Genomic DNA, 19,720 nt, shown 5'->3' with positions numbered 1-19,720 from the left:
GCCGATACTCCAAGAGCCAAAAGAATCATATTTCTTTTGGCTCTTCCCGTTATCAGATCCATTTACGAAAAACATAATCTATCGTACAAATTAGGGAGGTAATATCATAGTGAAATCCTTGCGATGGCTAATGATGGTAGCGGTTACATTTTCCCTGATCACCACGGTTCCCACCGAAACCTCTGCTTATCAAAACCCGAGAACACTGCCTGACGAATGGGGGCAGTATGGTCTCGGAGACCCTTACGTTTTGAAATTTAACGGATATTACTATTTGTATGTGAGTACAAGAGATACGGATGACGGCGTTAAGGTTTGGAGCTCCAAGGACTTGGTGAACTGGTCCTACCGGGGGTTGGCCGCAACGGACCCGATTACGCATGGCGCTTATGCGCCTGAGGTCGTCTATTGGAACGGCATGTTCTACATGTATACATCGCCGGCAGGCCAAGGACATTACGTCCTCAGCAGCACGAGTCCTACCGGTCCGTTCAACGTCGTTACCGGCAATCTCGGCAAAACGATCGACGGCCACGTCTTTATCGACGACGACGGATCGTTCAGCTTCTATCATGCCGGTCAGGGACGCATCGATGCAGCACCGATGAGCAGCCCGACCTCGATCGGGGCAAGCTCGTCTACAGGTGTCGGTATGGGAGGCTGGACCGAAGGGGCGACCGTCTTCAAGCGGAACGGCAAATACTATATGACTTATACCGGCAATCACGTGTTCAGCAAAGGATACCGGGTAGATTATGCGGTGAGTACGACAGGTCCGCGGTCCGGTTACGCGGCCGACAGCCTGAATCCGGCGTTAATCAGCACGGAAGGCCCGACCGTGGGACTTGGTCACAACACGGTGGTGGTCGGCCCTAATCTCGATACCCATTACATCGTGTATCACAACTTGGAGGGGCCGGGCGTAGTCGGTCCGCTTCGTCATCTGAATATGGACCGCATCGTTTGGAACAACGACAAGATGATCGTTCAGGGACCGACAACAACGCCGCAGCAGGATCCGGCGATGCCCACATTCTACGATTACTTCGACCGGACATCGATCGGCAGCGGGTGGACCAATGTCAACGGCGGCCATTGGGGCATCTACAATCAGGAGCTGATGTGGCAGGACTCGATCGGGGATACGACCTGGTACAAACAGATTTCGTCGGCATCCAGCGCATCCAATTATACCGCTGAATTCAATACGAAAGAAATGAAGCGGGGCACTTCCGCCAGCCCAAGATACGGGGCCACCTTCTCGTATACGGACGAGAACAATTATGGCGTAGCGCTGCTAAGCTCGAAAAATAACCGCCTTGCGACGTCCTTCCGGATCAACGGTGTGGATCAAGCGTGGCAAACGTTCGACCTGCCTGCAGGTTTTGATTACACGAAATGGCACAGCATTCGTATCGAGAAGTCCGGCACGACGTTTAAGTATTACGTGGACGGCATGCTGAAAGGGACGCGGACGGCCAATTTGGGCGGAGGTAAAATCGGTGTCCTGACGGAAGATACGCATGCGGATTTCGGCTATGTCGCTGTAAGTAACGATGTCAACGGAAGCAGCGCATGGGATGCTTACAAACCGGTTCCAGGCACGATCGAAGCGGTGCATTACATGAAAGGAGGCGAGGGTGTCGCCTATCATGACACGACCGCGGATAATATCGGCGGCGCGTACCGCACGGACGCAGGCGATATTCGTCTCAATAGCGAAGGGCTGTTTAACCTGGGCTGGAATCAAACGGGAGAATGGTATAAATACAAAGTCAACGTGGAATCAAGCGGTTATTACGATATCGACTTCCGAATGGCCACGACGATGAACGGTGTGCAAATCCGCCTGTGGGACGGATCGACGGACGTAACGGGAATCATCGACGTGCCAAACACAGGGGACTGGGATAACTGGCAGACCGTAACGAAGAAGGGAGTCTATCTGAACGCCGGGCAGCGGGAGCTTCGAGTCGAATTCGTCAAAGGCGAGGCCGATTTCTCGCGGATGACGTTCCATAAGAACGCACAAGTCCCGGCGCTTAGCGATGACTTTAACGATGGTAATGACAACGGGTGGACGCACTTTGAAGGGACATGGGCCGTAGAGAACGGCGAGTACAGCGCGGGAAGCTCTGGACCTGCCAAGTCCACGATCGGTGACGCGAACTGGGCGGATTACACGGTCGAAGCTGACGTCAAAATGATCGACGCTGGAGGCGACGGTGGATTGCTCTTCAGGGTGTCCAATCCTTCCCATGGCACGGAGCGGGGGCAAAACAACTATGACGCCTTCCAGGGGTACTACGCCTATTTGACGACAAGCGGGGTTAGCCTAGGCAAGATGAGTTACAGCTGGACATTCATCCAAAGTGCGCCGCAGACTTATGCGACAAATACCTGGTACCATATGAAAGTGGTGGCAAAAGGGACAAATATGAAAGTTTACGTGGATGATATGAACCAACCGAAGATCGATTATACGGACAACAGTCTGAACCCGTTCACGCATGGCAAAGCAGGCGTCAGAACGGCCAATAAGCATACGCATTTTGATAACTTTAAAGTTTCGCCGTAAGTCGTAACAGGAAGGTAGCCCGATCTCTGCGTACTCTCCGTAACAGCAGCAGCCTGCCGATTTCTGGATCGGCAGGCTGTTCTCATGATCGCATCATCTCGATTTATAAAAATCCTCCGCTTTTTGGATCATATGTTTTTCTTCGTCCGGCACATCCGTATCGTAAAAAACGGCTCCGACCGGACAAGCTACCTCACAGGCACCGCACTCAATACAAATATCCGCCTCGATAAAAAATTGGTCCGGGCCTTCCTCGATGCAGTCTACCGGACAAACGTCCACGCATTCTGCCGCTTTTTCATCAATACATCCCGAAGTAATCACATAAGGCATTGGGTCTCACCCTTTCGATGAAATGCTTGCTACCGGCGTATGACGCGTACCGGTAAAGAAATCAGCGTCTGTCCGGCGGCGGATGGGGTCAGGTGATCTTCCAGCTTGAACCCTGGAACGGGCTCGATCCGCTCAAATTGGTCCATGAACAGCCCCAGACCGATATTGGCTTCCAGTCGGGCCAGCGGTGCTCCCAGGCAGAAATGCGGGCCGTTGCCGAAGGTCAGATGCCGTTTATTGTTGGAACGATGGATGTTCAGCGTGAACGGGTCCTCAAAAACCTCTTTGTCCATATTCGCAGCACTCATCCAAGCTACGACGACGTCTCCTTTTTTAAGCTCCACGCCGAGCACGTTATTATCCTGCTTCACCGTACGGTCCATTTTCGCCATGTGGAACCGGTAGCGAAGCATTTCTTCCACCGTATTCGGAAGAAGCTCGCGGTTAGCCTGGACCTCGCCATAGATCTGGTCGTTATCATACAGGAAGGAATAGAACGTGCTGGACAGCAGATGGCTTGTCGTCTCAATGCCGGCCCCGAGAATGAACATGGTCATCCGGACGATTTCGTCATCGGTCAAACGTTCGCCATCGACCTCGGCCTGGATCAGGTCGGAAATAATATCATCGGTGAGTTGGCTTCTTTTAGCAATGACATGCGGATAGAGATAGTTGTAGTAATTCGTGGCCGCCTGCCGCTTCAGCTCCTGAACATCTTCGACATTGTCGGCCGGAAGAGGGAGGAACAGATGATCGACCCATTCCTTAAACAAGAAGCGGTCTTCGGAAGGAACGCCAAGCAGGTCGGCGATCACGATGGTGGGCAGCGCGCTTGAGAAGCTCTTGACGATATCGATGACCGGTTCGTCACTCATGTCCTTGATCAACTGGCTGACCACCTCATGGATGCGCGGTTCCCACAGCTTCAAGCTTCTTGGCGTGAACGCCGCCGACAGCAGGCTGCGGCTTTTGCGGTGTTCCGGAGGATCCGAACTGAGATCGACCCGTCCGGAGTTATGCTGGCCGGCTTCATTATCGGCGCCGACGCTGATCGTCGTCCGAGCTCTCACGCTGGAGAAGTACTCGTAATCGCTCAATACTCTTTTTACATCTTCATACCGGAAGACATTCCAGGAATTCGTTTCCTCATTATAGCTGATCGGATCATGTTCCAAGTGGTGCCTGTACCATTCAAAGGGGCTGAATTCTTCCACGGCGGATCGAAATTGGGTGATTTTAGCTAAGGAGATAATTTCCTTCTGCATAATACTCCCTCCCGGTTTGAATTATTTGGAATATAATTAAATTAACATATGTTAATCTAACATATAATCTACAGAGGAACCACGACCGAATGACCTATGCCTAAAGGTCCGCTTACCAGTTGTAACGGTTGGATCAAGACTATGGGCGAACCCTTAGGCCTCACTCACGACGCTTTTTTTGATCGCAGCTTCGGATGAAATCTCAATACTCCGGGACGTGCGCTTGATAAAGAACGAGAGCAGCAGGCCAACAATACCGATGCCGATAATGACAACGTAGGCGTCGTTAATTCCTTGGATGGTCGCTTCAAGCACCAGTTGCTTCGGATTCGCCGCTGCGCCGCCGGACGCCATCATGTCCGTCAGATGCGTTTTCGTCCGGTCGGACATGACCGTTACCAACAGGGAAGTGCCGACCGCACCGGCCACTTGACGCACGGTGTTGGATATGGCTGTTCCATGCGCGTTTAATCGGGCAGGCAGTTGGTTGAGACCTGCGGTCTGAATCGGCATCATCAGCAGTGCCATACCGATCCGGCGTCCCGTCGACATGAGCAGCAGATACGCATAGGTGGTATGATCCGTCAAGTTGATGAATCCGGCTGTGGTTGCGATCGTAATGACCAATCCGGCAACGGCAAGCCATTTGGCGCCGAAGCGGTCAAACAGGCGACCGGTGACGGGCATCAGCAGTCCCATCACAAGCGCGCCCGGGAGCATCAGCAATCCGGACTCCAGCGCGGAATAGCCGCGTGCATTTTGCAGGTATAACGGAAGCAGCATCATATCCGCATACATGACCATCGTAACCATGATGTTGATCACCGTGGTCAGGGAGAACATGTTGTACTTGAAAGCCCTGAGATCCAGCAGGGGTTTCTTGGAAACAAGCTGTCTCCATACAAACAGCCCGAGGGAAATCACGCCGACGGCAATGGACACCAGCACCTCAGAGCTGGACCATCCTTGGCTCCCTGCCTGGCTAAAACCGTACAGCAGTGTGCCGAATGCGACTGTGGACAGAACGACGCTGATGATGTCCATCTTGGAGCGGACGGTCTCCGACACGTTTTTCAAATAAATAAAGCCGCAGATAATGACGATAACGGCAAGCGGGATCATGCCATAGAACATCGTTTGCCATTTGAAATTTTCCAGGATGTATCCTGCAAGCGTCGGGCCGATCGCTGGAGCGAAAATAATCGCGAGTCCCATCATCCCCATGGCCGCGCCCCTCTTTTCCGGAGGGAACAATACCAAAATCACGTTGGTTAACAGCGGCATGATGATGCCGGCGCCTGCAGCCTGAATCATGCGCCCCGTGAGCAGAACCGGGAAGTTGACCGCTAGGGCGGACACAATGGTTCCGACGAGGAAGATCATCATCGAAGCTTGGAACAGCTGGCGGGTGGTGAACCTCTGCATAAAATAAGCCGTAATCGGAATCAGGATTCCATTGACCAGCATGTAGCCCGTGGTCAGCCATTGAGCCGTGGTGGCCGAAATGTTGAAATCAATCATCAATTCCGGGGTGGCCACGCTCATGACCGTCTGATTCAGTGTTGCAAGGAAGGCGCCCAAAATCATAATGATTAGAATCGGGCCCTTCTTGACCGAACTGCTGGTTGTGTCCATAGGATGACTCAATCTACTCCTTCCTTTCTTTTCTCTCTAGACTTAATTTACAACGTGTTGGATAATTAACATTGTATAAATGAGATTATAGACAGAACCGTTGGAGCTTACAAACAACGTTTTCACTAGAAAATGTAAATTAGTTATCGTTTCACCGTTTTAATGTTGATTAGTGATGAGAATTACTGCACATTGCTATTAAATTGTCTATTACGTATGCAGATGAAAGGAAGGAAGAGAATGCCCGACGTTTCCAAACAGCCGACCGACCCCAGAGTGCTTCGTACAAGGCAGCTCATCAAGGATGCTTTTATCGATCTGCTGCAGGAAATGGATATCGAGAAGATGTCCATCAGCCGGATCGCCGAACGTGCCACCATTAACCGTGTCACTTTCTATTTGCATTACCGCGATATTCCCGACATGCTGGAAAAAATGGCTGATGATATGATCGAAGATTTTAAGCAGGCCGTGGGCATTGAGCCGGAAAAACCGGCAACCGAGGAAGAGGATTGGTTCATGATGCTGCGGCTGCTGGAGCATATTGCGGAGCATCACAAATTTTACAAGGTCATCTTGGGATCGCGGAAGGCGCCCATATTCAGTGAAAGGCTGTTAAATATGCTGACCGAGTTAATTTCGGCAAGAATCGAAGAGATGGGGACCGAGTCTTTTTGTTACAAAGCAGGCATACCTAAGGACATCGCCATCTGGCATGGATCGGCAGCCCTCATTGGTACGATTGTGGCCTGGCTGCGCAATGACATGCCGTACACACCGGCCTTTCTCGCCAAGCAGTTTTATTTGCTGACGCGAAGCCAGATAGAAACGAAGGGAGAGTGAATGGCTGGATGCAGGAATTATCTTTAAAAGAGCGGCTTTTGATTTTATCGGAAACGATCCGGATGACCGAAAAGGCATTTGCGCACTGGGAGAGTGCAACCATCACACCTGATGAATTAGGGGAAGCCGCAAAAGAGTTTTTCGACAAAGCGGCAGCGGCCGGGAACCGGGCTGATTTTCAAAAGGTGATGTGGGGGTATTTTGGACAGCTTCGTAACGCACATTCGAATTATATCGACAGGGCGGCGCCGTTCCCGCATGGCGGGGCATTTCCATTATCACTGCTGGAGTCGGATGGCTCTTGGCTTGTAAAGGAAGACGACACCGGGCTTACCCACCCCGGGGATATGGTGGTATCCATTGCCGGCAAATCGATGAACGAGTGGCTGAACGAGATGAACCAATGGGCCAGGATTGCGGATTGGCGTATGATGGCTGGCCGTCTTTCTGTGTATTTTTCGCATTTTTACATGAAGGAGCAGGCAGATATCGAATTGTTGAATGAGCAGGGCCATACTCGAACGGTTACGTTATCCCGTCAGCCTATAGATTATAACAGTCACAACAATGGCGATACATCAGGAAAATGGCTGCAGCAAGACAAAATTGCATATATACATATTCCAAGCTTTAACCATTCGAGGTTTGAAGAGAAGGCTCTCGATCTGATCGGGGAATATCAACACGCCTCATCGATCATCATCGATGTGAGAGGAAACGGCGGCGGGAACACGCCGGGAAGGTTAACGCACAAACTTATGAACCGGCCGTATCGGTGGTGGAAAGAGATGGCGCGGCATCCCGAGTTTTTATGCCGTCGGCATCCGAATGCCGAAATATCCTTTACAACGGATTATCGGTTTTCCGTATTTGATCCGGACTATACGCAACCTTCGGTCGAAACCTCCTACCAAGGAAATGTCATCATCTTGGTGGATCGATTCACCGGTTCTGCAGCCGAAGACTTTACCATGCCGTTTATTGACAACGGAAGAGCAATCATCATCGGAGAGAGGACTTACGGTTCAACCGGTCAGCCGCTCGTTCAGCATTTCGATGACGGCAATATCGTTGTGCTGGTCGGAGCCATCCGCTCCTATTTTCCAAACGGGGACCCATTTGAGAATATCGGCATCGTACCTGATATCGAAGTTCCGGTGAGGAGAGAAGATCTGTATCAACGAAGGGACAGAGCGCTGGAGAAGGCGCTTGAGGTTATCAAAAATGCATGATTGTAATTCGACAATAAAACGAAGGTCGGGCATAGAGTGCCCGGCCTTTATTATTTTGTGAGGACATAAAACCCAACTTATTTTTCAACTAGGGATTGTCATGCGGAAGAATATGCCTTAATATATTCGATAATGATAATCATTATCATTAAATACACAGACATCGGTACGCATCGATAGGAGGTGAATTCTTGAATACGAAGGAAGGAACAACGACTAGGTTGGGAAGCGGCTATTATGCAGTGATTTTGATCTTGATGATTCTAATCGCGTTATCCGCTGTCTTTTCCGTATCGATTGGACAGGTACATATTCCTTTCAGGCAGGCGTGGGAGATCATCGTGCATGCCTTGACCAACGGCAAATGGGGATCGATGAGCCATGTCGAGAGCGACTCCTACGTCAACATCATTTTGCAAGTCCGGATGCCCCGCGTCATTTTTGCCCTTTTGATCGGCATGGGGCTCTCCTTATGCGGAACGATCATGCAGGCTGTCGTGCAAAATCCGCTCGCTGACCCGTATATTCTCGGCATTTCGTCTGGCGCATCCTTGGGAGCAACCTTTGCAATCCTGGTCGGATTCGGCAGCGGTGCGCTGCTGTCCCAGTTCGGCGTCGCCTTCGGGGCTTTTGCCGGGGCCATGGTGACGTCGATTGCCGTGCTGGTGTTATCCAGCATCGGAGGCAAAGCGACATCGGTAAAGCTTGTCTTATCCGGCGTCGTCATCGGTGCCTTGTGCAGTTCCTTTTCCAGCCTGGTCATTTATTTTGCCAACAACGCGGAGGGCATCAAGACCGTCACATTTTGGTCCATGGGCAGTCTGGCTTCCTCCAGCTGGGATAAAACGCCAATCATGGCGGCGGTTGTACTGCTCGGCTGCGCATTGTTCCTATTGCAGCACCGTGTGCTCAATACGATGCTGCTCGGGGACGAGTCAGCCATTACGCTCGGTATTAACTTGAGTGCCTACCGCAAGTTTTATATGATCGCCGCGGCGCTTATTACCGGTACGATGGTCGCTTATGCAGGCATGATCGGTTTTGTCGGTTTAATCATTCCCCATATCGGCAGGGGGATCTTTGGCGCGGATCATAAGCGGCTGACGGCAGGAACGCTGCTGCTGGGCGGATTGTTCCTGATCTGGTCGGATATTTTATCCAGAACGCTGATTCATAATGTGGAACTGCCCATCGGGATCATTACGTCGGTGATAGGCTCGCCGCTGTTTATCTACATGATCGTGAAAAAAGGCTACAATTTCGGAGGGTGAGACATGGAGTTGACCGCAAAGGAAATGCAAGTCCGGATCGGCAAAAAAGATATCGTGAAGAACGTTTCGATCCAGGTCAAAAACCGGCAGTTCGTTGGCCTGATCGGTCCCAACGGATGCGGGAAATCCACACTGTTGAAAAGCATATACAAGAGCCTGGTTCCGCAGAAAGGGAACGTTTATTTAAACGACCTGGATGTGCTGAAAACGAACGAAAAGAAAGTTTCGCAGCGGCTTGGCGTCGTGGGCCAGTTCAATGAGATGAATTTTGATTTAACGGTCCAGCAGATGGTCATGCTGGGCAGGACGCCGCACAAGAAGCTGCTGGAATCCGACAAAGCGGAAGATATGGCGATTGTGGAAGAAGCTTTGGCGAGAACCAATTTGCTGGATTATAAAGAGCGCAGCTATTTGTCGCTGTCCGGCGGGGAAAAGCAGAGGGTCATTTTGGCGCGGACGATCGCGCAGCAGCCTAAATTCATGATTTTGGATGAACCGACGAATCATCTCGACATTCGGTACCAGCTCGAAATTTTGACTTGTGTAAAAGGGTTGGATATCGGGGTGCTGGCCGCGCTTCACGATTTGGAAATGGCCGCTCATTACTGCGATTATCTCTATGCGATGAAACATGGCGAGGTATATGCGCATGGCACGCCTGTAGAGGTGCTGACGCCGGAGAACATTGAAGCGCTGTACCAGATCAAGTGTAAGACATATATCAATCCTGTTACGAACGGGTTGGGATTTGCTTATGGTCTATAAAAGGGGAGGAAGACAAGTGAAAAAACATCTGCTGCTGACTGCCGGGATTGCGGCAATGCTGGTGCTCAGCGCCTGCGGAAATGCGGCGAAAACCAGTGAACCGGAGGCCCAGGCTGCCAGCCACTATCCGGTAACGATCGAAAATTTCACGAAGGCGGAAGGCGGAACGACCTGGGAGAAAAAAGAGCAGGTATTCGATAAGGCGCCAGAACGCATCATGGCCAATACCCGCCCGGCAACGGAACTGCTGCTTCACCTTGGACTTGGCGACAAAATCGCCGGGGTCGGCGCAAATTTCGGGGCACCGGATCCAGCGGTCGAATCGGAATATAACAAACTGAATATCCTTAGCGACGAGTACGTCGGCAAAGAGGTTACGCTGGGTACGAATCCTGACCTGGTTTATGGAAGGGGCGGCTTATTCGATAACGCCGATTGGGGAGTCGGCACGGTGGACACGTTGAACGGCATGGGGATCAAAACCTATGTTCTGGAATCATCCGTGACTGGGGGAACCTATGACTCGATTTACAAAGATATTGAACATCTAGGTGAAATTTTTAACGTACAAGATAAGGCCGAATCGTTCATCCAGGAGCTGAAAGGGAAGCAGGAAGGCATCGCTTCCAAACTCGCAGGTATCCAAGCGGAAAAAACATTCGCCTATCTCCATATGAGCGATCCGAAGGAAGTGAGCGTATACGCAGCCCAGCAAGAAACATTTTTTAATGATGCATTCAAAATGGTCAAACTGGACAACGTCTTTAAAAATGAAACAGGCGAGGTCAGCGTCGAAATGCTGATTCAGGCAGACCCGGATGTACTCATCATCCCGGACTGGAGCACGACGGGCGGCACGACCCAGGATAAGCTCAAAGAGGCGCTTTATGCGAATCCCAAATTGTCCAGCATGAAGGCGATCAAAAGCAAGCAAATCTATGCGGTGGACTACAACTATATGTTTGGCTATGGCTACAATACGATCGACGGGATGGAAAAGCTGGCGAAAGAAATGTACCCTGACTTGTTTAAATAGTTTTATATCCTATAGAATCGCCGCTTCTCCATCAGATTTCCTTCCTTCTGATTTGTGTAAATAAGAAGTAACAGCCTGGGCCATACTATGCCAATAGGAAATGAATGGGAGGTGGGAGCGATGAGCGAGACCAGCATTACGATTCATTTTGTCGGCGGAGAAGCACTCAATATTATATCCGATGACGTCAGCGGTGTAATTTCCAGGCTGAAGAGCGAGGAATGGGTAGAATTGAATGAGCATCAGGTGCAAACTTCGAACATTTCCTTTTTTACCGTGTATGAGTCCGGCTTTGGCAAAAACAGCGAAAAACAGCTTCCGTCTAAAAGCTGAATGGGTCATTAGCATACCGAACGACAGCCTGGAACGATCCGGGCTGTTTTTTTGTCGTGAAGACTTTCATATCTATACCCAGCAGGCTGATGGGCTTCTCGTCCATTCCGTTATCCTCGACTAAGGTCTAGTGATTACTCTGGCCTTTTGATAGGTGTGCTCCATGCGATTTTCCTTATAATGAATATTATACATAACCAAACAGGAAGAAACTGGGGGTACAAATGAAAAACATAATCACAGGGACGACCGCCGTACTTGCCGTCATGCTGCTCGCAGGCTGCGGAACCGTGGACGATGCTGCAGAAAAGCTCAAGCAGGGGGCGCACGAAACGGCAATGACTGCCGGAACAACGGTCATGGATACAGTGAGCGGTATCGAAGAAAGCATCAAAAGCAAGGGTGACAGCATTCAGCTTACAGCCGTACAGGAAGTTGGGGCGGATTCATCGCTACAAATTCACCATAAAGCAGGGAATATCACTCTTGTACGGGGTACAGGAAATAAGATCACCGTGGAGACCACCATCTGGTTTTTGAATGATCAAACACACCGCAATATTGCCGAGCAAGCGGAAACCTCCATTGTGGATAACAACGGCACGATGGAAATCGTGACACATGCAAAGGGGGATCCCAAGCGAGATTTATGGGATTGGGCAGAGTCCCGTTTCGGGAAATCCGAGCTGTTCATCGAGTATGTCGTCAACGTGCCGGATCAGATCACCGGTTATGAAATTGTTAACGATGTCGGCGGCATTACGATGAAAAACCTGAACGGATCGTATCAGGTTGAAAATAGTGTTGGTCGTATAACCGTTGAAGGAGCGCATGTTGCAGGGAATTCCAGAATCCAGTCGGATGCCGGAAGCGTCCGTGTGGACATCCAGGAAATGGAGAAGGACAGCACTCTTCAGGTAGGCACCGATGTAGGCGGAGTCCAAGCGGCACTGGCAACTTCCTTGTCTTGCACCTTGAAGGTTCAGAGCGAACTCGGAACCATTTCCGGTGTATCGAGCGGTTCCACCGACTTCAACGGCGGGGGTCCGGTCATTACGCTTTCCACTTCGGTCGGAGCGATTTCGGTTGAAGAAGCCATTTGAAATTAGTGATTTGAAACCAATGGATGATTAGATGATCTGTGATTATCTTTAGCACCATGAAGAGGCTGTCCCTGGGTCCGTAGACCTGGGGACGGTCTCTTTGTTTGTTCGACATTAACTTTGAAAATATTGCCTTATCCCCAAAATATTTATATTCCTTACGCCAAATTTACTATAAGATATAGGAAGTACAGTCGTAATTTGGGGGTTCGACCACATGGAAAACAATTACCTCGCCGAGGTTCGACGACGTTGCATCGCTTATGGAATGCAGCCAACAGATGTTCCCTCACCCGTAACAACCGTGTCCGAAGAGCATCTACAGAGACAGAAGAGAGTATATGCCGACATACTGGAGGTTACCAAGGGATTTGGAGAGAACACGATTCAATTACTAAACGGGCAAATGGTTTCATTCCTCGTCACGGATGACAAAGGTTTGGTAATTGATTCTTTCGGTGATCGGATTATTAGAGAACATCTTTCACAGCTGAATATTAAAGAAGGGAGCTTGCTGGTTGAGAGAGAGGTGGGGATATGTGCGACGCTGATCACACTGGAGAACAAAATTCCGTTTCAAACGGTAGGGACGGATCATTATCATCTTGTTCTGCACGAATCGGCCTGCCACAGCGTCCCTTTTTCGTTTCCAGGAAATCATGGGGTGCGCGAAGGAACGATCTCCTTGATGACAAGCATCGTCGATTTCAGCAATTACCAGCTCGCCATGCTTGTGAATATGGTGGAATCTATGGGAAGGGAGCTGAAGCTCAGGAAAACAAACCAGCGGCAGCTGGATCTGCACCATCTCATGGTCGACAATTTGGATACCGGAATTCTTTTGGCTGACCGCTCCGGAACTGTAGTCGATTTCAACCACGTCGCCCTGAACATCATCCCCGATTATATTTCCGTCGGACAGTCCTCCTATCAAATTACGGAGCTCGGACCGCATTTTTTGCAAACGATCGCTAACGGCCAGCGGCAGCGGGGAATCGAGGTTCATTTTCACGCCGGCGGGACACACACGGTTTGCCTTGCCGACATCATTCCGATATTTGAAAACGGGATCATCCAAGGCGCCTATGCGCAGCTGCGGGATATTACCGAACGTTATTTGCTGGAGCAGCAGATCATCGTCAGCGAAAAGCTGTCGGCCATCGGCAAGCTGGCTGCCGGTTTGGCCCATGAAATCCGCAACCCGCTAACCTCCATCATGGGCTTTGTGCAAATTATCCGCGAGCGGCCGCTGGACCCGGACACAGCCCGTTATTTGGGTTTCGTACACGAGGAGCTGGTGCGCGTCAAAAATCTCGTATCGGATTTTGTCACGATGTCCAAGCCTTCTTTTCCAATCGTCAAGCCGATCGAAATCAATCTGTTCCTTGACAGCGTGCTTGATTTTATGGAAGGACAGGCCGCGCTGCACGATATCCGGTTTATCCGGGATTACCATACCGGCGACCAGGATGTCCTGTATGCCGATGCTTCGCAAATTAAGCAGGTACTGATCAATATTTTACAAAATGCCGTTGAAGCGTCTCAGCCTAAAGAAGCCGTAACCTTAAAATCTACCATACAAAACAAATATCTAACCATCACTATTTCTGACAATGGCAGCGGTATTAGTCCTGAAAACCTCACAAAAATACAGAATCCTTTTTTTACGACCAAAGAGAACGGAACGGGTCTGGGTCTATCCGTATCCTACCGCATTATTAACAATCATAACGGAGAGATCACCGTCGATTCCAGATTGGGTGCAGGAACGGAATTCAATATCCGATTACCTTTGTCAGGCATTTTAAAGGAGTGTCCTGTGTGAAAAATGTCGTAGAGCTCTTAGTTGAAACGCTGGTCAGTCTGGATATTCAGCATGTTTTCGGAATTCCGGGCAAATCGGTTGCCCCTGTGATTCTGGAATTTGGCAACCAGGGAATCGAATTTATTCTCGGAAGGCATGAAAGCGGGGCGGGTTTTGCAGCCGGAGGTTATGCTTTTGCGGGGAAAAAGCTGGGAGTGGTCGTCGGAACTTCAGGACCGGGAGGGACCAATCTGGTCACTGCCGCAGCGCATGCGAAAATGAACTGCCTTCCCGTTCTCTTCATTACGGGACATCAGTCGGCGGCAGAAACAGGGATCCCGCAATGCCAGGATTCCTCGTTATTCGGCATCGATTTGGCGGAAATTATGAAGCCCGTTACGCTGTTCAGCACGATGGTTTCCCGCGCCGATACCTTCCCGGCGATTCTTAATCATGCGCTTCGCGAAGCCATGACCGGACGCAAAGGTCCGGTACATCTGTGCATCCCGTTTGATGTGATGATTTCGCCGGTAGCCGAGACGAATATCCATATTCCGTCAAGCCGTCTAAACTATGCCGCAACCAATCTGACGGATGTGGTGAATCAGGTGCGAGCCGCCCGAAACCCGGTCATTCTGGCAGGAAAGGGGGTCGTCCTCTCCAGAGCTCAGGAGCCCCTCGCCAGGTTCGCCGAGCAGTTTCAGATTCCCGTCGTCACAACTCCCGGTGGCAAGGGGAGCATCCATTCGATGCATCCACAATATTACGGACCTTTTGGTCTGGGCGGACACCAAAAAGCCAAACACCTGCTGGAGTCGGGCGTCGACCTGATGCTGGTGATGGGATCGCGATTGAGCGATACCGCACTGGCGGGCTTGGACCGTTCTTATTTCCCGCAAAGGATCATTCAGTTCGATATCTCTTATGAATTTATGGGCGGGATTATCCAGGCTGAGCATACGCATGTGTTCGGCGATATCGCAACGAATCTGGAGGAGCTGCTGCGCCTGTATCCGAATGAAAATGTGAGTGATGATTTGCGGGTTGGTGAGCGGTATCATGATCCGCTGCCCGAGCTTCAGTCCCTTTCGGTCGCGGAAGTCTGCCAGGCGGTAGGGGATATCATTCCTGAGCAAACCACGGTTTTTGCTGATGATGGCGCACATGGGTACCATGCGGTCCGTTGGCTGGATGTAAAGCCGGGCGTCACCTTTTTCTTCGATTCCTATTTTGCTTCGATGGCCAATGCGATCGGGATGGCGATTGGTACAAAATTTGCCGACAGGGACCAGAACGTCATCTGCTTGACGGGAGACGGCTGTTTATTTATGCTGGGCTCCGAAATCTCAACCTGCGTCGCCGAGCAGCTTCCGGTTATTTTTATCGTCATCAATAACGGACAGCTGGATATGGCATTAAAAGGGATGCGCGAGTTTACCGGAAGAACCGACGGCACGGTCTTTAAGCAGCCTTTGGATGCCGCAGCGTATGCGGCTTCCATGGGAGCGGACAGTGCACGGTGCACGACGCTCAGCGAATTTACGCATGTGTTTAAACAGGCACTGCAGATCAATAAGCCTTTTGTGATTGACGTGATCGTGGACAAAGAGGAGATCTCTTCCACCTTGGCCCGGCAAATGAAGCTCGATTAAGGTATTTTTGCATACCGAATTGACCGGATTACGCGAGAGAAGCGCCTATATGGCGCTTTTTTATTTTTGCTGGGAAAATCATGTGAGTATTTAGCCCTAATTCTTTGAAAAACGGTTTTCATAGCCAGTTATTTCTATTAGCATAATGCTAACAACTCTAAATGGAGGTATCAACAAGATGTATTCATTTCAGTCATTGATCTCAAGGAACAAGCCTTTTAAATTATTCTGCTTCGTTGCTCTTTCCATCCTGCTCTTTGGGATGTCGAGTCTGACCGCCTTTGCCGCATCGCCGGGAAAAACCGTCAACGCTTCGGCGAAACTGGCATACAACCTCAAAGGACTTCATCATAAACTGGCGGTTCAGAAAGCTTATATTGCTTCGAAGTACGTATATGTTACCCAGCGGTCCAAAGGGACGGTCTATCTATCAAGACTGGTTATCAACGGCAATACCGCTACTTACAAGGATGAAATGAAGATCACCAATGCCGGTCACGGGCAAACGCTTGATATGTATACCTACAAAGGGATCAATTATTTTTACTTCAGCTCAAAAGCCGATCCTTCAACAAGCAATTATTGGTCGCTCCAGGTCGCAAGACTTCAATATTCGGCCGGCAAGACCTTGGATTATACGGACCTTCACCGGTTCACGTATATGAATTACGCCAACAAAAAGGGCACAAGACTAGGCGACACGTACCGTGTTGACGGCGGCGGAAACAGCACATATACCTTTTTCCGGGTTCAAACGAAACAAGGAAAGGTCACCTGGTCCGTTTATGATACGGTTAAACTGAACAAGCTGCTGGACAGCAACGAGCAGGTCCGTCTGGATAGTGCGGCGGCGAAGGCAGCGTGTGTATCCAGCTTTACCCAGTCGGGCAGTGCCATCGTGAGACCGAACGGTTCCTTCCAAGGCGCCGACCTGCTTGGCAAAACGGAAATTTATACGTCTGGTGGCGCTGAAGGAAACACCCCGCAGATTGCTATGATATCTAACACAGGAGCTTATAAGAGTCTGGTGAAAATCACCAACGTGGGAAAACATGAAATCGAGGGTGTACAAAACAAAAACGGGAACGTTTATTTTAATATCGTAACCAATCCCGACAGTAAGCAGAATACCCAGAAAATTTATTACGTTCCAGACAGCATTTTTTAATCGCGTGTTAGCTGGTTCGCTGAAAAGACAGAAAACAACCTGAGCATGGTTCAGGTTGTTTTTCTATTGGCAGCGATGATGAGATTTTTCCAGGCGTCCATTAGCATGATAAAATAGTACGGAGCTATTCAACGGCTAGTTATTTAACGAATCGTCATTGCAAAGGAAAGGTGAAGTAAATTGTCAGCCAAGACGAATGCCTGCCGAATACTCGACACGCTTCAAATCAAGTATTCGCTTCACGAATATGAATGGGACGAAAATCAGCTGGATGCGGCAACGGTTGCCGCGAAAGTAGGGCTGGAGCCCGGCCAGCTGTTCAAGACGCTCATTTTAAAAGGGGATAAGACAGGGATCATCGCAGCTTGTATTCCAGGCGACCGGGAACTGAATCTGAAAAGTCTGGCCGCTGCAAGCGGCAATAAAAAAGTGGAGATGGTGCCTGTGAAAGACATTCAATCCTTAACAGGGTATATCCGGGGCGGCGTGTCTCCACTGGGCATGAAAAAGAAGTATCCGCTGTATATGAATGCATCCGTGAGCTCCATGGAAGTCGTCAGCATTAGCGGAGGAAGACGGGGGCTGCAAATTTTTCTAAGTGGACAGGACTTAGCGGCAGCTGCAGAGGGAGTGCTGGCCGATCTTGTGTACAGTAGCCCGCAATGATGGAACGGGTTCAAACACATGAACCTGCAGGTCCAATCAGATTTTGCCTATTGAACTCAAAAGCTGCATAAATGCGATAAAAAAGCCGCCAATTACCACTAAAACAATGACCATGATCAGTACAAATCTTTTTCCATCCATCGTTAAACACCTCAGGATGATTATACCAAAAGATAGACCTGATCCATAACAAATATGGAAAGCAAGGCGTTAAAAACAATCTTATTTATCCATAAATAGTATAGAAGAAAGGAAGGATTTATTATGAACGTACTGATTATCGGAGCCAATGGCCAAATTGGCCGGCATCTTGTAAGAAAGCTGCAGGAATCCGACAAGCACAATGCCATCGCAATGGTACGAAGCGACGAGCAGAAAGCGGCATTTGAAGAGCAGGGCGTGCAAGCGGTGCTTGCTGACCTGGAAGGAAGTATCGATGAGATTGCCCGAGCTGCCGAGGGGGCGGATGCAGTCGTATTTACTGCAGGCTCGGGCGGCCATACAGGAGCCGATAAGACGATGATGATTGATTTGGATGGTGCAATCAAGTCGGTGGAGGCTGCCAAACAATCTGGGGTGCGCCGCTTCATCATGGTGAGCGCGATCGGGGTCCATCACCGCGAGCTTTGGATGGAGAGTGCGCCTTACTACAGCGCCGCGAAGCATTATGCGGATATTTGGCTTCAGCAGAGCGGCCTGGATTATACGATTGTTCGCCCAGGAGGGCTGATCAATGAACCCGGAACGGGGAAGGTCACCGCGACGGTTGACCTGGATCGGGGAAAAATTCCCCGTGAAGATGTGGCAGAGGCTATACTAGCATCATTGGAAAATCCTCATACGATCGGTAAAGCTTTTGATATGATTAGTGGTGAAACACCAATCCTGGAAGCGTTAAACGCGTTATAAACACCGTAGAGACCCAAGGGGTATTTCTAGATAAACCAGATTACGGTAAGTACATTGTGATAAGATTGAAGCCGCTGAATAAGCGGCTTTTTGCCGCGATGTCCTACCTGCGCTCCGTTTCATCAGCGATCATTGGTTGCAAAGGTTGAATGGATCAAGGAGGATAACCGATCGCTATCACGAAGTAAAAAAGATTCACAATTGTTTTAGCCAATTTAAACCTGGTTGCAATATGCCGAGTATTTCGAAAAGGAGCGGAGAATCGCATGCATCGTCATCCATCGTTTAATTTGCTGCTTCACGACGACGAAGAACTGGCAGAATATCTTGGCAGCCCGGTCTCACAACGGATCACCATCCATGAATGGCCATTATCATGTGTTCAGAGCCTGGTTACGGAGCAGGGAGGCCGTTACATTTATAAAGTGCAAGCCCCGCCGACGCTGGAAGCCCAATTTTATGCTCGTGCCCAATCTCCGCTCCTGGTGCCGGTTCGCATGATCGAAGCGAAGGACAATATGACGGCTATACTAATGGAAGAAATCCAGGCGCCGCGGCTGAAGGACGTTCCTTTAAAAGATTCGGAGGCAGCCAGCATCGCCAATGATCTTATGGGCATGATCTCACAGATCCATGGAGAATTGCCTGTCATGTTCGACATTAGTACGGAAGAAGGATGGGCCGCATATATCGAGGGTGCTCTTCATGATATTTCCGAATGTATTCATGAAGGAAGCTTCAAGGAAGTGGACATCGGCAAGGTCAACAAACTGCGCGAGTGGAGTCAAGCCCCGGCATTGCTTACCGAACTCCATTCACCTTCAGGATATGTTCATGCAGACCTCAAAGCGGAAAATGTGCTGGTGACAAACGACGGGTACCGGGTCCTCGATTGGCAGCGTCCGATTCGGGGGCCGGTATCGCTGGATGCTGCAGCTTTATTACATTCGCTGGGTATTGATCCTGTTCGTTACGTCCCGATCGGCATTATGCAAATCTATCATTTCCTGCATCTCGCATGGTATGCCCAAGCGGCCAGGAAATGGGTTCCTCAGGGGAAGCCGTGGTTCGACCGCCTTATTGCCGAAATTGCTCGCGAGCTCGAGTTGAAGCAGATCTAACTTAGT

At 50.0% G+C, this 19,720-nt stretch carries 17 protein-coding genes; 14 read left to right on the top strand and 3 right to left on the bottom strand.

Annotation, left to right across the window (positions count from 1 at the left end; translation table 11 throughout):
- Positions 1–109 precede the first annotated feature (109 nt).
- Positions 110–2,578, top strand: coding sequence for a family 43 glycosylhydrolase (locus tag K2F33_RS23965; protein WP_263878968.1), 2,469 nt, complete (start codon positions 110–112; stop codon positions 2,576–2,578).
- A gap of 93 nt (positions 2,579–2,671) precedes the next feature.
- On the opposite strand, the gene K2F33_RS23960 is transcribed toward K2F33_RS23965, so the two are convergent.
- The 3 genes from K2F33_RS23960 to K2F33_RS23950 all read right to left on the bottom strand — a co-directional run bounded on the left by K2F33_RS23960 (position 2,672) and on the right by K2F33_RS23950 (position 5,811).
- Complete coding sequence (locus K2F33_RS23960) at positions 2,672–2,911, bottom strand: DUF362 domain-containing protein (protein WP_145133618.1); 240 nt, start codon at positions 2,909–2,911, stop codon at positions 2,672–2,674.
- A gap of 29 nt (positions 2,912–2,940) precedes the next feature.
- Complete coding sequence (locus tag K2F33_RS23955; protein WP_263878964.1) at positions 2,941–4,176, bottom strand: cytochrome P450; 1,236 nt, start codon at positions 4,174–4,176, stop codon at positions 2,941–2,943.
- A gap of 153 nt (positions 4,177–4,329) precedes the next feature.
- A complete protein-coding gene (locus tag K2F33_RS23950) occupies positions 4,330–5,811 on the bottom strand; it encodes a DHA2 family efflux MFS transporter permease subunit (RefSeq protein WP_263882437.1) in 1,482 nt (493 codons plus the stop codon).
- Positions 5,812–6,051: 240 nt separating this feature from the next.
- Here K2F33_RS23950 and K2F33_RS23945 point away from each other — a divergent pair, with 240 nt between their 5' ends.
- The 13 genes from K2F33_RS23945 to K2F33_RS23885 all read left to right on the top strand — a co-directional run bounded on the left by K2F33_RS23945 (position 6,052) and on the right by K2F33_RS23885 (position 19,714).
- Positions 6,052–6,654 (top strand): TetR/AcrR family transcriptional regulator, encoded by a 603-nt coding sequence (locus tag K2F33_RS23945; protein ID WP_263878961.1) that lies wholly within the window; start codon positions 6,052–6,054, stop codon positions 6,652–6,654.
- A gap of 8 nt (positions 6,655–6,662) precedes the next feature.
- On the top strand, positions 6,663–7,886 hold the full coding sequence (locus K2F33_RS23940; RefSeq protein WP_263878959.1) for a S41 family peptidase: 1,224 nt from the start codon (positions 6,663–6,665) through the stop codon (positions 7,884–7,886).
- A gap of 191 nt (positions 7,887–8,077) precedes the next feature.
- Positions 8,078–9,157 (top strand): FecCD family ABC transporter permease, encoded by a 1,080-nt coding sequence (locus K2F33_RS23935; RefSeq protein WP_076165592.1) that lies wholly within the window; start codon positions 8,078–8,080, stop codon positions 9,155–9,157.
- A 3-nt stretch (positions 9,158–9,160) separates the two neighbouring features.
- A complete protein-coding gene (locus tag K2F33_RS23930; protein WP_263878957.1) occupies positions 9,161–9,922 on the top strand; it encodes an ABC transporter ATP-binding protein in 762 nt (253 codons plus the stop codon).
- A gap of 16 nt (positions 9,923–9,938) precedes the next feature.
- Positions 9,939–10,958 carry an ABC transporter substrate-binding protein gene (locus K2F33_RS23925; RefSeq protein ID WP_263878955.1) on the top strand — a complete coding sequence of 340 codons (1,020 nt, stop codon included), beginning with the start codon at positions 9,939–9,941 and terminating at the stop codon, positions 10,956–10,958.
- A 120-nt stretch (positions 10,959–11,078) separates the two neighbouring features.
- Positions 11,079–11,291 carry a hypothetical protein gene (locus tag K2F33_RS23920; RefSeq protein WP_076165586.1) on the top strand — a complete coding sequence of 71 codons (213 nt, stop codon included), beginning with the start codon at positions 11,079–11,081 and terminating at the stop codon, positions 11,289–11,291.
- Between the two features lie 224 nt (positions 11,292–11,515).
- The gene (locus K2F33_RS23915) at positions 11,516–12,394 is read left to right on the top strand and encodes a hypothetical protein (RefSeq protein ID WP_263878952.1); all 879 of its coding nucleotides are present in this window, start codon (positions 11,516–11,518) and stop codon (positions 12,392–12,394) included.
- 511 nt (positions 12,395–12,905) lie between these two features.
- Complete coding sequence (locus tag K2F33_RS23910) at positions 12,906–14,219, top strand: two-component system sensor histidine kinase NtrB (RefSeq protein WP_263878950.1); 1,314 nt, start codon at positions 12,906–12,908, stop codon at positions 14,217–14,219.
- The gene (locus K2F33_RS23905) at positions 14,216–15,850 is read left to right on the top strand and encodes a thiamine pyrophosphate-binding protein (RefSeq protein WP_263878948.1); all 1,635 of its coding nucleotides are present in this window, start codon (positions 14,216–14,218) and stop codon (positions 15,848–15,850) included. The genes K2F33_RS23910 and K2F33_RS23905 overlap by 4 nt, the downstream gene beginning before the upstream one ends.
- A 178-nt stretch (positions 15,851–16,028) precedes the next feature.
- Positions 16,029–17,018 (top strand): phage baseplate protein, encoded by a 990-nt coding sequence (locus K2F33_RS23900; protein WP_263878946.1) that lies wholly within the window; start codon positions 16,029–16,031, stop codon positions 17,016–17,018.
- Positions 17,019–17,198: 180 nt separating this feature from the next.
- On the top strand, positions 17,199–17,684 hold the full coding sequence (ybaK, locus tag K2F33_RS23895) for a Cys-tRNA(Pro) deacylase (RefSeq protein WP_263878943.1): 486 nt from the start codon (positions 17,199–17,201) through the stop codon (positions 17,682–17,684).
- Between the two features lie 264 nt (positions 17,685–17,948).
- Positions 17,949–18,593: an SDR family oxidoreductase gene (locus tag K2F33_RS23890; protein WP_263878941.1), complete on the top strand. Its 645-nt coding sequence runs from the start codon at positions 17,949–17,951 to the stop codon at positions 18,591–18,593.
- Positions 18,594–18,859: 266 nt separating this feature from the next.
- Positions 18,860–19,714 carry an aminoglycoside phosphotransferase family protein gene (locus tag K2F33_RS23885; RefSeq protein ID WP_263878939.1) on the top strand — a complete coding sequence of 285 codons (855 nt, stop codon included), beginning with the start codon at positions 18,860–18,862 and terminating at the stop codon, positions 19,712–19,714.
- The last annotated feature ends 6 nt before the right edge of the window (positions 19,715–19,720 follow it).

This window comes from Paenibacillus sp. PSB04 (genome assembly GCF_025809195.1).
In the GTDB taxonomy this organism is placed as follows: domain Bacteria; phylum Bacillota; class Bacilli; order Paenibacillales; family Paenibacillaceae; genus Paenibacillus_AQ; species Paenibacillus_AQ favisporus.
Note: the sequence above shows the minus strand (reverse complement) of the source record. Positions and strands in the feature narration are given on the sequence as shown.